The 12,579-nt window shown below is 64.3% G+C and carries 15 protein-coding genes; 4 read left to right on the top strand and 11 right to left on the bottom strand.

The features are described 5' to 3' along the window. Positions 1–201: 201 nt before the first annotated feature. The 10 genes from lolD to FLG15_RS10830 all read right to left on the bottom strand — a co-directional run bounded on the left by lolD (position 202) and on the right by FLG15_RS10830 (position 6,935). Entirely contained in the window at positions 202–912 is a 711-nt protein-coding gene (gene lolD / locus FLG15_RS10785; RefSeq protein WP_484606950.1) for a lipoprotein-releasing ABC transporter ATP-binding protein LolD, read from the bottom strand. Between the two features lie 16 nt (positions 913–928). Then, the gene (locus FLG15_RS10790) at positions 929–2,170 is read right to left on the bottom strand and encodes a lipoprotein-releasing ABC transporter permease subunit (protein WP_022559175.1); all 1,242 of its coding nucleotides are present in this window, start codon (positions 2,168–2,170) and stop codon (positions 929–931) included. Between the two features lie 23 nt (positions 2,171–2,193). After that, complete coding sequence (locus FLG15_RS10795) at positions 2,194–2,646, bottom strand: hypothetical protein (RefSeq protein WP_057678643.1); 453 nt, start codon at positions 2,644–2,646, stop codon at positions 2,194–2,196. Beyond that, positions 2,597–2,845, bottom strand: coding sequence for an FAD assembly factor SdhE (locus FLG15_RS10800; RefSeq protein WP_057678642.1), 249 nt, complete (start codon positions 2,843–2,845; stop codon positions 2,597–2,599). Before FLG15_RS10800 ends, FLG15_RS10795 begins: the two co-directional genes overlap by 50 nt. 110 nt (positions 2,846–2,955) lie before the next feature. Beyond that, entirely contained in the window at positions 2,956–3,738 is a 783-nt protein-coding gene (locus FLG15_RS10805; RefSeq protein ID WP_057678641.1) for a succinate dehydrogenase iron-sulfur subunit, read from the bottom strand. A gap of 16 nt (positions 3,739–3,754) precedes the next feature. Next, positions 3,755–3,958, bottom strand: coding sequence for a hypothetical protein (locus FLG15_RS10810; RefSeq protein WP_057678640.1), 204 nt, complete (start codon positions 3,956–3,958; stop codon positions 3,755–3,757). Positions 3,959–3,967: 9 nt separating this feature from the next. After that, complete coding sequence (sdhA, locus tag FLG15_RS10815; protein WP_057678639.1) at positions 3,968–5,758, bottom strand: succinate dehydrogenase flavoprotein subunit; 1,791 nt, start codon at positions 5,756–5,758, stop codon at positions 3,968–3,970. 33 nt (positions 5,759–5,791) lie between these two features. Beyond that, positions 5,792–6,178: a succinate dehydrogenase, hydrophobic membrane anchor protein gene (gene sdhD, locus FLG15_RS10820; protein ID WP_008576669.1), complete on the bottom strand. Its 387-nt coding sequence runs from the start codon at positions 6,176–6,178 to the stop codon at positions 5,792–5,794. After that, a complete protein-coding gene (sdhC, locus tag FLG15_RS10825; protein ID WP_057678638.1) occupies positions 6,175–6,570 on the bottom strand; it encodes a succinate dehydrogenase, cytochrome b556 subunit in 396 nt (131 codons plus the stop codon). Before sdhC ends, sdhD begins: the two co-directional genes overlap by 4 nt. 56 nt (positions 6,571–6,626) lie before the next feature. Further along, on the bottom strand, positions 6,627–6,935 hold the full coding sequence (locus FLG15_RS10830) for a DUF1674 domain-containing protein (protein WP_014090240.1): 309 nt from the start codon (positions 6,933–6,935) through the stop codon (positions 6,627–6,629). Here FLG15_RS10830 and ygfZ point away from each other — a divergent pair. Then, positions 6,837–7,709 (top strand): CAF17-like 4Fe-4S cluster assembly/insertion protein YgfZ, encoded by an 873-nt coding sequence (gene ygfZ / locus FLG15_RS10835; protein WP_057678637.1) that lies wholly within the window; start codon positions 6,837–6,839, stop codon positions 7,707–7,709. The two genes, FLG15_RS10830 and ygfZ, sit on opposite strands and share 99 nt — an antisense overlap. A 127-nt stretch (positions 7,710–7,836) precedes the next feature. On the opposite strand, the gene FLG15_RS10840 is transcribed toward ygfZ, so the two are convergent. After that, on the bottom strand, positions 7,837–8,925 hold the full coding sequence (locus FLG15_RS10840) for an ABC transporter ATP-binding protein (protein ID WP_057678636.1): 1,089 nt from the start codon (positions 8,923–8,925) through the stop codon (positions 7,837–7,839). A 245-nt stretch (positions 8,926–9,170) separates the two neighbouring features. On the opposite strand from FLG15_RS10840, the gene zwf reads away from it, so the two are divergent. From zwf to pgl, 3 genes are read left to right on the top strand one after another with little or no spacing between them, the layout of a single operon-like run. Further along, a complete protein-coding gene (gene zwf, locus FLG15_RS10845) occupies positions 9,171–10,778 on the top strand; it encodes a glucose-6-phosphate dehydrogenase (protein ID WP_170922393.1) in 1,608 nt (535 codons plus the stop codon). Further along, the gene (glk, locus tag FLG15_RS10850) at positions 10,775–11,782 is read left to right on the top strand and encodes a glucokinase (protein ID WP_017156603.1); all 1,008 of its coding nucleotides are present in this window, start codon (positions 10,775–10,777) and stop codon (positions 11,780–11,782) included. Before zwf ends, glk begins: the two co-directional genes overlap by 4 nt. Beyond that, positions 11,779–12,498: a 6-phosphogluconolactonase gene (gene pgl / locus FLG15_RS10855; RefSeq protein ID WP_017156602.1), complete on the top strand. Its 720-nt coding sequence runs from the start codon at positions 11,779–11,781 to the stop codon at positions 12,496–12,498. Before glk ends, pgl begins: the two co-directional genes overlap by 4 nt. Positions 12,499–12,579: the final 81 nt, after the last annotated feature.

Genomic DNA, 12,579 nt, shown 5'->3' on the forward strand with positions numbered 1-12,579 from the left:
CGTGGCATCGCCGCAGGCTGCATTGGCCTGCGGCGAGCAGCGGCATGTGCCCTGGCAATCGCGCAGCATGCAATCGTATGCTGCCACTGCACTGCAAAAGCGCCACCAATTCGGCTAACGGTCACGGCACCGGCGCCCGCCGAAGTTTCCACGCTCATCGGCAATGCGATCGGTCTGCCAGCCGACCGCTTCGCCATGCGCTTACACCGCAGACGGCGCTAATTCGCGCAGCTTGCCCTGGTGTAGCTCCAGTACGCGGTCCAGGCGCCGTGCCAGGCCGCGGTCGTGCGTCACCAACACCAGGCTGGTGCGCTGGGCGCGGTTGAGCTCCAGCATCAGCTCGAACACGGTGCCCGCGGTCTTGTCGTCGAGATTGCCGGTGGGCTCGTCGCCCAATACGCAGCCTGGCCTGTTGACCAATGCACGCGCCACCGCACAGCGCTGGCGCTCGCCGCCGGAGAGCTCGCTGGGCTTGTGTTCGACGCGATGCCCAAGCCCGACCGATTCCAGCAGTTGCAGCGCCTGACTTTTGGCAACGGCAACATCCTTGCCGGACAACAGCACCGGCATCATCACGTTCTCCAACGCGGTGAATTCCGGCAGCAGGTGATGGAACTGGTAGACGAAGCCAAGCGCCTGGTTACGCAGCTTGCCACGCTGCGCGTCGGACAGCGCCGACATGCGCTCGCCGGCCACATACACTTCGCCGGAAGTGGGAATATCCAGACCGCCGAGCAGATGCAGCAAGGTGCTCTTGCCGGCGCCGGAGGCGCCCACGATCGCCACGGTTTCGCCGGTGGCCACCGACAGGTCCAGGCCATCGAATACCGGCGTGCGCATCTTGCCTTCGGCGTAGGTCTTGGCCAGCGCTTCGGCGCGGATCACCGCAGTTGCCTGTTCTGGTGTTTGCACGGACGTTTCCCGGATCTCATTCATAACGCAGCGCCTCCGCCGGCTGGGTGCGCGAGGCGCGCCACGCCGGGTACAAGGTCGCCAGGAAACTCATCACCAATGCCACCACGGTGATCACCACCACGTCCTGGGTCTGCATATCGGTCGGCAGGCCGGTGATGTAGTACACGTCCTCGGGTAGCAACTTGACGCTGAAAATCGTCTCGATCACACCGAGGATGCGTTCAAGGTTGAGCGTCAGCACGATGCCGCCGATCACGCCCATGAAGGTACCCATGAAGCCGATCAACGAGCCCTGCACCATGAATACCTGCATCACCCCGCCCGGCGACAGCCCGAGCGTGCGCAAGATGGCGATATCGGCCTGCTTGTCGGTCACCAGCATCACCTGCGAGGACACCAGGTTGAACGCCCCCATCGCCACGATCAGCGACAGCAGGATGCCCATCACGGTCTTTTCCATCTTCAACGAGTGATACAGGTTGGCGTTTTCCTGGGTCCAGTCGCTGACCCGATACGGGCCGTGCAACTTCACCGCCAGATCGCGCGCCACCGGCCAGGCCTGATCCATGTCATGCAGGCGCAGACGCACGCCGGTGACGCCATCCATGCGCAGCACGCGCGCCAGGTCCTGCATGTTCACCACGGCGAGGCCGCGGTCGATCTCGTTGTATCCGGCCTCGAAAATACCGCTCACGGTGAAACGCTTGAGCCGCGGCATCGCGCCCAGCGGCGTCGCCTGGGTGTCGCTGAGCAACACGACGATGCTGTCGCCGACATCCACGCCAAGCCACAACGCCAGCTCCTTGCCGATGACGATGTTGTACGACCCAGGCGTCAGGCTGTCGACCGAGCCCTGTTGCATCTTCTTGGCCAGCACCGACACCTTGCCTTCTTCGGCAGGAATCACGCCGCGCACGATGGCCGGCTGCTTGCGCGGCCCCTGCAATAAGGATTCGGTTTCGATGTAAGGCGCGGCACCGGCCACGCGCGGATCGGACATGGCGACCTCGACCGCATGCTGCCAATCGCGCATCGGCGCACCCTCTGCACTGACCGTGGCGTGGGCAGCCATCTGCAACAGGCGGTCGCGGATTTCCTTCTGGAAACCGCTCATCACTGCAAGCGTGGTGATCAGCACGGTCACGCCCAGGGCGATTCCCAGGATCGACGCCATCGAAATAAACGAGATGAAGCCATTGCGCCGCTTGGCACGCAGATAGCGCAGGCCGATGGCAACCGGAATAGGTTTGAACATGCGGTTCAACCGGGAAAGGGACGCTATGGTGCCACTAGCGGCCGCCCGGACGAAATGGCGTGGGCCTGAGCGGCCAGACGCAGTTCACGTCGTTGCGGCGCCGGCAAGGTGTCCGGCCAGAAATGCAGGCGCTCGCGCCGGCCATCCGTTCGCCTCCACGACACCACCGCAAGCGGCCCGCGCCAGCGTACCTGCAGCCCTTCCACCTGCACATCGTCAATGCTGGCGGGTGTTTGCGTCCATGGCACCAGCACTCGCCTCACTGGCGAACGCAACAGCTGGTGCAATGCTCGCCCGCCTGCAAGCAGCGCGTACGCCGACAGCAACGCGGCCAGCCACAGTGGTGCGCCGCTGCGCCACACCGCCCACACGGCGAGCGCCACCAACACGCTCAACGCGCAAATCAGCCAGCGCGAGGGGCGCCACTCAAGCCGGCAAGGCGCGAATATCGGCGATGAGTGCGGCGTTGTCGGCATCGGGGCAAGCCTCGTATCCCATGAACCAGCGCCACAACTTATCGTCTTCGCAATCCAGTAGCTGTAGGAAAACAGCGCGCTCGGCGTCGGGAGCCTGCCCCCAGCGTTGATCGAGGTAGCGCCCGAACAATTGATCGAGTTCGCGCATGCCGCGCCGGCAACGCCAACGCAATTTTTTCAGCAGGGTTTGTTCGTCCATCTCAGTCTCCACCGCACCGCATGGCGGGCCAAAAACGACAGCGGCACCTGACCCAAGGGCCGGTGCCGCTGCGAACCACTTCCCCGTGGTGGGGAATCATTGCCGTGCGATCAGGCGCGACGCGCCATCATCAACTTCTTGATTTCGGCGATCGCCAACGCCGGGTTCAAGCCCTTCGGGCAGGTCCGTGCGCAGTTCATGATGGTGTGGCAGCGATACAGCTTGAACGGGTCTTCCAGATCGTCCAGACGCGTACCGGTGTCTTCGTCGCGCGAATCGATGATCCAGCGATAAGCCTGCAACAGGATCGCCGGACCCAGATACCGCTCGCCATTCCACCAGTAGCTTGGGCAACTGGTCGAGCAGCACGCGCACAGGATGCATTCGTACAATCCATCGAGCTTGCGGCGGTCTTCCGGCGACTGCAGGCGCTCGCGGTCCGGCGGCGGCGGCGTCTGGGTGCGGATCCACGGCTTGATCGAGGCGTACTGCGCGTAGAAATGCGTCAGATCCGGCACCAGGTCCTTGATCACGCTCATGTGCGGCAGCGGGTAGATCGGCACCTCGGACTTGCCGCACGCGGCAATCGCCTTGGTGCAGGCCAGCGTGTTGGTACCGTCGATGTTCATCGCGCACGAGCCGCAAATGCCCTCGCGGCAGGAGCGACGGAACGCCAGCGTCGGGTCGATCTCATTCTTGATCTTGATCAGCGCGTCCAGAACCATCGGGCCGCATTTATCCAGATCGATCTCGTAGCTGTCGGTGCGCGGGTTAGCGTCGACGTCCGGATCCCAGCGGTAGACCTTGAAGGTGCGCGTGTTCTTGGCGCCCTTTGCAGGGTAATGCTTGCCCTTGCCGATCTTTGAATTCTTGGGGAGGGTGAACTCTGCCATAGCTGCTCTCGTTGGCTCAGGCGATGCGCGGTGCAGACGAAAACCGCACCGTGCGCATGAAGGTAAAGATGACGGATGCCACTGCCGAAGCAGTCGCGCAGCGGCCGGCCATGTGCCGGCGCTGCTCCAGCGTCATGCGACGACCAAACTGCTGCACCGACTCGCTGCCACGCACAGAGGCGATGGCGGGCGATGCCAAGGCAACGGTGGGTCGCTGCATGCGCATCGATCAGTAAACGCGCGGCTTCGGCGGGACCACGTCCACGTCCTTGCTCAGCGTGTACATGTGCACAGGGCGGTAATCGAACTCGCACTTGCCCTTGTCGTCGACGGTCACCAGCGTGTGCTTCTGCCAGTTGACGTCGTCGCGGTCCGGGAAGTCCTCGTGCGAATGCGCGCCACGGCTTTCCTTGCGCTGTTCGGCCGAATTGATCGTTGCTACCGCGTTGAGCAGCAGGTTGTTCAATTCGTAGGTCTCGAGCAGGTCCGAATTCCACACCAGCGAGCGGTCCGACACCTTGACGTCCTCGAAGGTGGCGAAGATCTCGGCCATCTTGTCCACGCCTTCTTTCAGCGTCTTGCTGGTGCGGAACACGGCGGCGTCCGACTGCATGGTGCGCTGCATGTTGTCGCGGATCACGGCGGTCGGCGTGGAGCCGTTGGCATGACGCAGCTTGTCCAGCAGGCCCAAGGCCTTGTCGCAGGCATCGGACGGCAGGGTCTTGTGCGGCTGATTGGGCTTGACCGTCTCGGCGCAGCGGTTGGCGACCGCGCGACCGAACACCACCAAGTCCAGCAGCGAATTCGAACCCAGGCGGTTTGCACCATGGACCGAGACGCACGCTGCCTCGCCGATGGCATACAGGCCCGGCACCACGGCATCCGCATCGTCGCCCTGCTTGCGCACGACCTCGCCGTAGAAGTTGGTCGGAATGCCGCCCATGTTGTAGTGCACGGTCGGCAGCACCGGGATCGGCTGCTTGGTCACGTCCACGCCGGCAAAGATGTGTGCGCTTTCGGCAATACCGGGCAGCTTTTCGTTGATCACTTCCGGACCAAGGTGGGTCAGGTCGAGCAGGATGTGATCCTTGTGCTCGCCCACGCCACGGCCTTCGCGAATTTCCACCGTCATCGAACGCGACACCACGTCGCGCGACGCCAGATCCTTGTAATGCGGTGCGTAGCGCTCCATGAAGCGCTCGCCATTGCTGTTGCGCAGGATGCCGCCTTCGCCGCGCACGCCTTCGGTGATCAGGCAGCCCGCACCGTAGATGCCGGTGGGGTGGAACTGCACGAATTCCATGTCCTGCACAGGCAGGCCGGCCCGCATCACCAGGCCGCCGCCGTCACCGGTGCAAGTGTGGGCGGAGGTGGCGCTGAAGTAGGCACGGCCGTAACCGCCGGTCGCCAGCACCACGCCGTGGGCACGGAACAGATGCAGCGAACCTTCGGCCATGTCCAGTGCGAGCACGCCACGGCAAACGCCTTCTTCGTCGAAGATCAGATCGAGCGCGAAGTACTCGATCATGAAGCGTGCGTTGTGCGCCAACGACTGCTGATACAACGTATGCAGCATGGCGTGGCCGGTCCGGTCGGCCGCGGCGCAGGTACGCTGCGCAGACGGGCCTTCGCCGTACTTGGTGGTCATGCCGCCGAACGGGCGCTGGTAGATCTTGCCATCTTCGGTCCGCGAGAACGGCACACCGTAGTGTTCGAGTTCGATGATGGCCGGAATGGCTTCGCGACACATGTACTCGATCGCGTCTTGGTCGCCCAGCCAATCGGAGCCCTTGATGGTGTCGTAAAAGTGATAACGCCAGTCGTCTTCGCCCATGTTGCCCAGCGCTGCAGAAATACCGCCTTGCGCTGCCACGGTGTGCGAACGGGTCGGAAAGACCTTGGTCAGGCAGACCGTCTGCAGCCCCTTCTGGGCCAGGCCGAACGTGGCGCGCAGGCCGGCGCCACCGGCGCCCACCACGACCATGTCGTACTTGTGTTCTGTGATCTTGTAAGCGGACATCGAATTATGGGTTCCTGTTTGGTCGCTGACGACTCAGCTCATGCCCAGCGCGATACGCGCCACGGCAAACACGCTGACGATGGCGCCCAGCACGGCAACAAAACGCACGAGGGTCTGCGCAATCAGTGCGAGCAGCGAGTCGTGCACGTAGTCTTCCAGTACCACCTGCATGCCCAGCTGCGCATGCCAGAACGAGGCAATGAGGAAGGCGACCAGCAGAATCGCATTCCACGGCTTGGCCACTGCGGCGGTGGCGGCAGCGTGATCGGCACCGATCAGGCTCAGCACGAAGATCAGGAACCAGATCGACAGCGGCACCAGTGCGGCCGCGGTCAAGCGCTGGATCACGAAATGTTCGGTACCGGTCTTGGCGGCACCCAGGCCGCGCACATTCTTCAGCGGGGTACGGTAGCGACTCATACGGCACCTCCAGACAGCAATACGTAAGCCCAGATGGCAGCGGTCAGCACAAGACTCAGAACCACCGACAGCCAGCCCATGCTGATGAACGAGCGAACGGCATAGCCTTGCCCGAAGTCCTGCAGCAAGTGGCGCAGGCCACCAAACAGGTGGAAGGCGAACGACCAGGTCCAGCCAAACAGGAAGACCTGGCCATACCAGGTTGCAGCCTGGTCACGGAAACAATTCCAATGGTCGGGACCAAGCATCAATGCGAGCAAGGCAGCGGCAATTCCCAGTGCTCCGACGGACAGTACGATGCCGGTGGCTCGATTGAGAATCGAGGTCACCATCTGTATCTGCCAGCGGTATACCTGGAGATGCGGGGAGAGAGGACGTTCGCGGATCGCCATTCGCTGGGCTCGTTTTCTCGGCTGGGCGGCACTAGGCCGCTGTGGCTAAAGGCTGCTCAAAAATCGATGCAGCGTCCATTTTTTTCCCAGTCGCCGTAGCGCGTTGGCTCGGGGCCGTCGCGCCCACCAATCTCCTTCGGCAGTGGCTTTTTCTCGGGAATATGCTCCTGAGAAGAAGGCTGCGTCTCGGAATCCTGCGCTGGGGTGGGGGTTGGATGGCCTATCATAGTGCTCTCACAACTTGGCGATTTTAGTCCTCCCCTTCCGTGGCTGACAACTTGAATCTTATTCCGCAGGGTTTTGGCTCCCTGCACGACATGCAATACGTCCGATTGGCCGGTACGGATGCAGTGGCGTTTGCGCATGCCCAATTTGCCAACGACGTACAGGCGCTGGCGGTTGGGCAGTGGCAGTGGAACGCGTGGCTGACGGCGAAGGGGCGCGTGATTGCCATCTTCGCACTCCTGCGTGAGGACGACGCACACTTGCTGATGCTGCTGCCGGACGGCAACGCGGCCGAGATCGCCGCGCAACTCGGCCGTTTCGTGTTCCGTCGCAAGCTGAAAATCAGTACTGCCGCGCTGTTTGCCTACGGCGGCTTCGTCGCGCCGGAGCACGCACATGCCGCGCAAGCCGATATCGGAACGCAGCGTATCGAGCTGGATCTGGGGAGCGCCGCGCTGCCGCGCACGCTATTGCTCTACAGCCCGGATGCATTGGCGACGCCTATCGAACTACCGAGCGTAGAGGCGCAGTGGCGGAGGACCGATCTGCAACTGGGACTCGCCCGCCTGGTCGAAGGCCAGCGCGAACAGTGGACGCCGCAGCAGTTGGCACTGGACCGCCTGCAGGCATACAGCGTCAAGAAAGGCTGCTACCCGGGCCAGGAAATCGTGGCGCGGACGCACTTTCTGGGCAAGGCCAAGCGCGCTTTGCAGCTGCTGGAAACGGATGTGGCCGTGGATGCAGGCGCTGCCGTCGCATTGGACGGTAGCGCGATCGGCACAGTGGTGAGCGTGGCCGGCAACCTTGCGCTGGCGGTATTGCCGTTGGAGCTGACGCTGGACGCAGGCACCGTGTTGCAGGCTGGCACCCAGAGCGCCCGGCTATGTGCACTCACGACTGGACTTGCGCGTTAGCGGCAAAACCTAGCGGGCCGTGCCAGGCGGGACGTCGCGCAGCAACCGCAATGGGCGAGCGTTACACGCCCAATCCGCGCGCTGGCCCTGTTCGTCTGGCGGCTAGGTCGCTGTTTGACCGGTTGGTCTAAGCCGCCTCCAGCCGCTGGCCGGTGGCTGGATCGAAAAAGTGCAGGGCCTCGCTACGCAATGCCAGGCGCAACGGCTGGCCCACCGCCGGCAAGCTCTGCGGCGGGACACGGATCACCAGCGGCTGACCGCCATGGTCGAGATTGAGGAAGATTTCGTTGCCGACCGGCTCGATCACATCGACGCGCGCATCGAAGCCCAGTACCGCATCGTCGGAAGGCTGCAAATGCTCGGGACGCACGCCGACGATCACGTCCTGGCCGAACCAAGCCGCATCGACCCGCGCCGCGCCCAGCGGCACGCGCCAACCGTCGGCCATGACCAGGTGCAGGCCGTCCTGCGCGTCCAGACGCCCCTGCAGCACGTTCATCGCCGGGCTGCCGAGGAAACCGGCCACGAACAGATTGGCCGGACGGTCGTATAGCGCCATCGGGCTGTCGATCTGCTGGATCACGCCATCCTTGAGCACCACGATGCGCTGGCCAAGCGTCATCGCTTCCACCTGATCGTGGGTGACGTAGATCATGGTGGTGCCCAGCTTGCGGTGCAGCTGCGCGATCTCGGTGCGCACGCTGTGGCGCAACTTGGCGTCCAGGTTGGACAGCGGCTCGTCGAGCAGGAACACCGAGGATTCGCGCACCATCGCCCGGCCCAGCGCCACGCGCTGACGCTGACCGCCGGACATCGCCTTGGGCAGCTTGTCCAGCATCGGGGTCAGGCCCAACAACTCTGCGGCGTTGTTGACGCGTTCGGCGATGACCTGCTTCGGATGCCCGCGCAGCTTGAGCCCGAACGCCAGGTTTTCGGCCACGGTCATGTGCGGGTACAGCGCGTAGCTCTGGAACACCATGGCGATGTCGCGATCCTTCGGCGCCACGTCGTTGACCACGCGCTCGCCGATCTTCAGCGTGCCGGCACTGATGTCTTCGAGCCCGGCGATCATGCGCAACAGGGTCGATTTGCCGCAGCCGGATGGCCCCACCAGCACCATCAGCTCGCCGTCGGCGACTTCGAAGCTCGCGCCCTGCACCGCCACCTGGCCATTGTCGTAGACCTTGCGGACACCTTCCAACTGCACTTTCGCCATCGTTTGGCCTCAACGTAAAGTTGTGCGCCCTGCCCTCGGCCCTCCCGATGGCGGTGACGCCGCATGCGCTTGCCAGGAATTACCTGCAAACGAATGCATTGGTTTATTCTGACATGTAATCGTTTTCACATGGCAACATCGAACTCCGGAGGACTATGCCGCCAGGCAGCGAGGACGTCATTGCCTGCAGTGCGGCACGCCGTACGAAGCATGGCATGCCGTCACGCAGGTGCAGCTATGCCGCCATGGCGCTAACCGCTGGTCACCAGTTGCTGCAACAATCCGGGATTGGGTGTCAGCGTCCATCCCCCCGCTGCGCGCACGCAAGTGTCGCTCAGGAACAGACGTACCGACCGCCGGCCGACCGGCGCCTTTCCGACAAGCTGCTGATAACGATGTCTCCAGAATCTGAAACGCGGTCCATGCACAACACCCTGATCCTGTTTGGCGCCACCGGCGATCTTGCCCAGCGCTATCTGTTTCCCTCCCTGCTGCGTCTGTTCATCGACGGCCTGCTGCCGGAGGACTTCCGCATCCGTGCATTGGCGCTGTCGCCGCACGACACCGATGCATTTCGCCAAGTGCTGCAGCCGCGTTTGACCGAAGCATTGCCGATCGCGACCGCCGAACAGATCGACACGTTGCTGCAGCGGGTCGACTATCGCTCGGTGGATCTACGCGATGCCGATTCGGTGGCCAACGCGGTCCGCGAACTGGCCAGCCGCCGGTGCGTGAGCTATCTGGCGATCCCGCCGGGCCTGTACATCAGCACCTGCCAGGGCCTGGCGCTGGGTGGCGCGCTGGCGGCACCGCATCGCTTGATGCTGGAAAAACCGATCGGCCACGACTCGGATAGCGCCCGCGACATCCTGCAGTCGATCGGTGCGCTGATCGACGAAGACCGCGTGTTCCGCCTGGACCATTATCTGGGCAAGGCGGCGGTGCAGAACCTGATCGCGCTGCGCTTCGGCAACACGCTGCTGGAAGCGGTCTGGAACCGGACCTACATCGAGTCGGTGCAGATCCTGGTCGCCGAAAGCGAAGGCGTCGACGGGCGCGATGCCTACTACGCCCGCTCCGGCGCACTGCGCGACATGGTGCAGAGCCATATCCTGCAGCTGTTGTGCCTGGTGGCAATGGAGCCGCCGGCCTCGCTGGAGGCCGACCGCATCCGCGATGAGAAGGTCAAGGTGCTGCGCGCCCTGCGCCCGATGACCGCCGAGCATGCCGCGCATGACTGCGTGCGCGGCCGCTACACCGCCGGCAGCATCAACGGCCAGCCGGCGCAGGCCTATCACCCGCCCGAAGGCAGCGATGTGGAAACCTTCGTCGCGGTGACCGCGCATATCGACAACTGGCGCTGGGCCGGGGTGCCGTTCCACCTGTGCACCGGCAAGCGCCTGGCCGAGCGCTCCACCCGCATCGTGGTGACGCTCAAGCCGGTGACGCACTGGCTGTTCGAACGCCCCGACCGTCAGAACGCGGTACCCAACCGTCTGACCTTCCAGTTGCAGCCGCAGGAAAACATCGAACTCGGCCTGATGAGCAGCCTGGCTGGCCCGGAATGGGGCGCGATCGAACTGCAGCCGCTGGAACTGGAACTGTCGGTGCCGACCGGCCTGCACCGTCGCATCGCCTACGAACGCCTGTTTGTGGACGCCTTCAACGGCAACCCGGCGCTGTTCGTGCGCGACGACGAGGTCAAGGCGGCGTGGTCGTGGATCGACAGCGTCAGCGACGCCTGGAAAGACGCCGCGCTGCCGCTGCAGCCCTACCCGGCCGGCAGCTGGGGTCCCGAATCCGCCGCCCACTTCCTGCCTCCGGCCACCGACGCACAGGGAAACAACGCATGACCGCTCCTTCCAAGCCGGTGCTGGTTGCCGATATCGGCGGAACCAATGCGCGCTTCGCGCTGGCCGATGTCGACGCTTCGGTGCCGTTGCTGGATGACACCTCGCGCGAATTCGCCGTGGTGGACTTCGGTTCGCTGGGCGAAGCGGCGCGCTATTACCTCGACCAGATCGGCGTGACGGCCACCCAGGGCGTGTTCGCCGTGGCAGGCCGCGTGGATGGCGACGAGGCGCGCATCACCAACCATCCCTGGGTGATCTCGCGCACGCGCACCGCCACCATGCTGGGTTTCAGTACCTTGCATTTGATTAACGACTTCGCCGCGCAGGCAATGGCCATCAGCCTGCTGCGTCCACAGGACGTGGTGCAGGTGGGCGGCGCCAGCTGGCGGCCGGCACCGATCGATCAGCCGCGCAACTACGGCGTGATCGGCCCGGGCACCGGCCTGGGTGTGGGTGGCCTGATCATCCGCAATGGGCGCTGCTTTCCGCTGGAAACCGAAGGCGGCCATGTCAGCTTTCCGCCCGGCACGCCGGAAGAAATCCGGATCCTGGAAATCCTGTCCGAGCAGTTCGGCCGGGTGTCCAACGAGCGCCTGATCTGCGGCCCTGGCCTGGTCAACATCCATCGTGCGCTCAGCGAGATCGCCGGCGTCGATCCCGGCCCGCTGCAACCCAAGGACATCACCGCACGCGCGGCCGCTGGCGACCCGCGTTCGTCGCGCACCATCGATCTGTTCTGCGCCATCTTCGGTGCGATCGCCGGCGACATGGTGTTGATGCAGGGCGCCTGGGACGGCGTGTTCCTCACCGGCGGGCTGGTGCCCAAGGTGCTGGATTCGCTGCAGCATTCCGGCTTTCGCCAGCGCTTCGAACACAAGGGCCGCTTCTCCGCGATCATGTCGAAGGTGCCATCGCTGGCGGTCATGCACCCGCATGCCGGCCTGCTGGGCGCCGCCGCGTACGCAGTGGATGCACAACGTCAGCACCCCGGGGAGCAGCGATGAACCTGCAGGACAACCCGCGCATCGCGCTGGTGCGCTACGACGACCCGGCCGAGTGGACCGAGGCGGTGGCCAGCGAGATGGCCGACCTGCTGGAACAGGAAATCTCCCGGCGCGGCCAGGCACGCATGCTGTTGTCCGGCGGTACCACGCCTGCGCCGGTGTACGAGTCCCTCGCCCATCGGCCGCTGGACTGGTCGCGGGTGGAGGTGGGCCTGGTGGATGAGCGCTGGCTCTCGCCGCAGGATCAGGACAGCAATGCCTGGCTGGTGAATCACAGCTTCCTGACCCACGCACCGGCGGCGACCTTCATCCCGCTGGTTCGCCCGGGCAAGCAACTGCCCGAATGCGTGCATACCGCCAACCTGCAGGCCACCCATGCCGAACCGGCCTGCCTGGCGGTGCTGGGCATGGGCGGCGACGGGCATACCGCTTCGTTGTTCCCGGGGGCCACCGACCTGCCCAAGGCGCTCGCCAGCCCGCAGCCGTACGCGTCGCTGGATGCCACCGGCTGCCCGGGCTCGAACCAATGGCCGTTGCGCATCACCCTGACGCCCGCCGGGCTTGCCAGCATTCCGACGCGCCTGCTGCTGTTGCGTGGCAAGCAGAAGCTGGACGTGCTGCAGGCTGCGCTGGCAGGCGACGATGTCAACGAATATCCCATCCGCGTGGCGCTGCAGCAGCCTGGTCCACGGTTGCGGGTGCACTGGTGTGCTTGAGTGCGAGTGGTTTGTTGCGAGTCCCTCGAAACAGCCGATGTGATGCGAGTCCCTCGCAAAAACCCGCACATCCATGTGCGG

Origin of the sequence: Xanthomonas phaseoli pv. dieffenbachiae (assembly GCF_008639345.1) — a bacterium.
GTDB classification, from domain to species: domain Bacteria; phylum Pseudomonadota; class Gammaproteobacteria; order Xanthomonadales; family Xanthomonadaceae; genus Xanthomonas; species Xanthomonas phaseoli.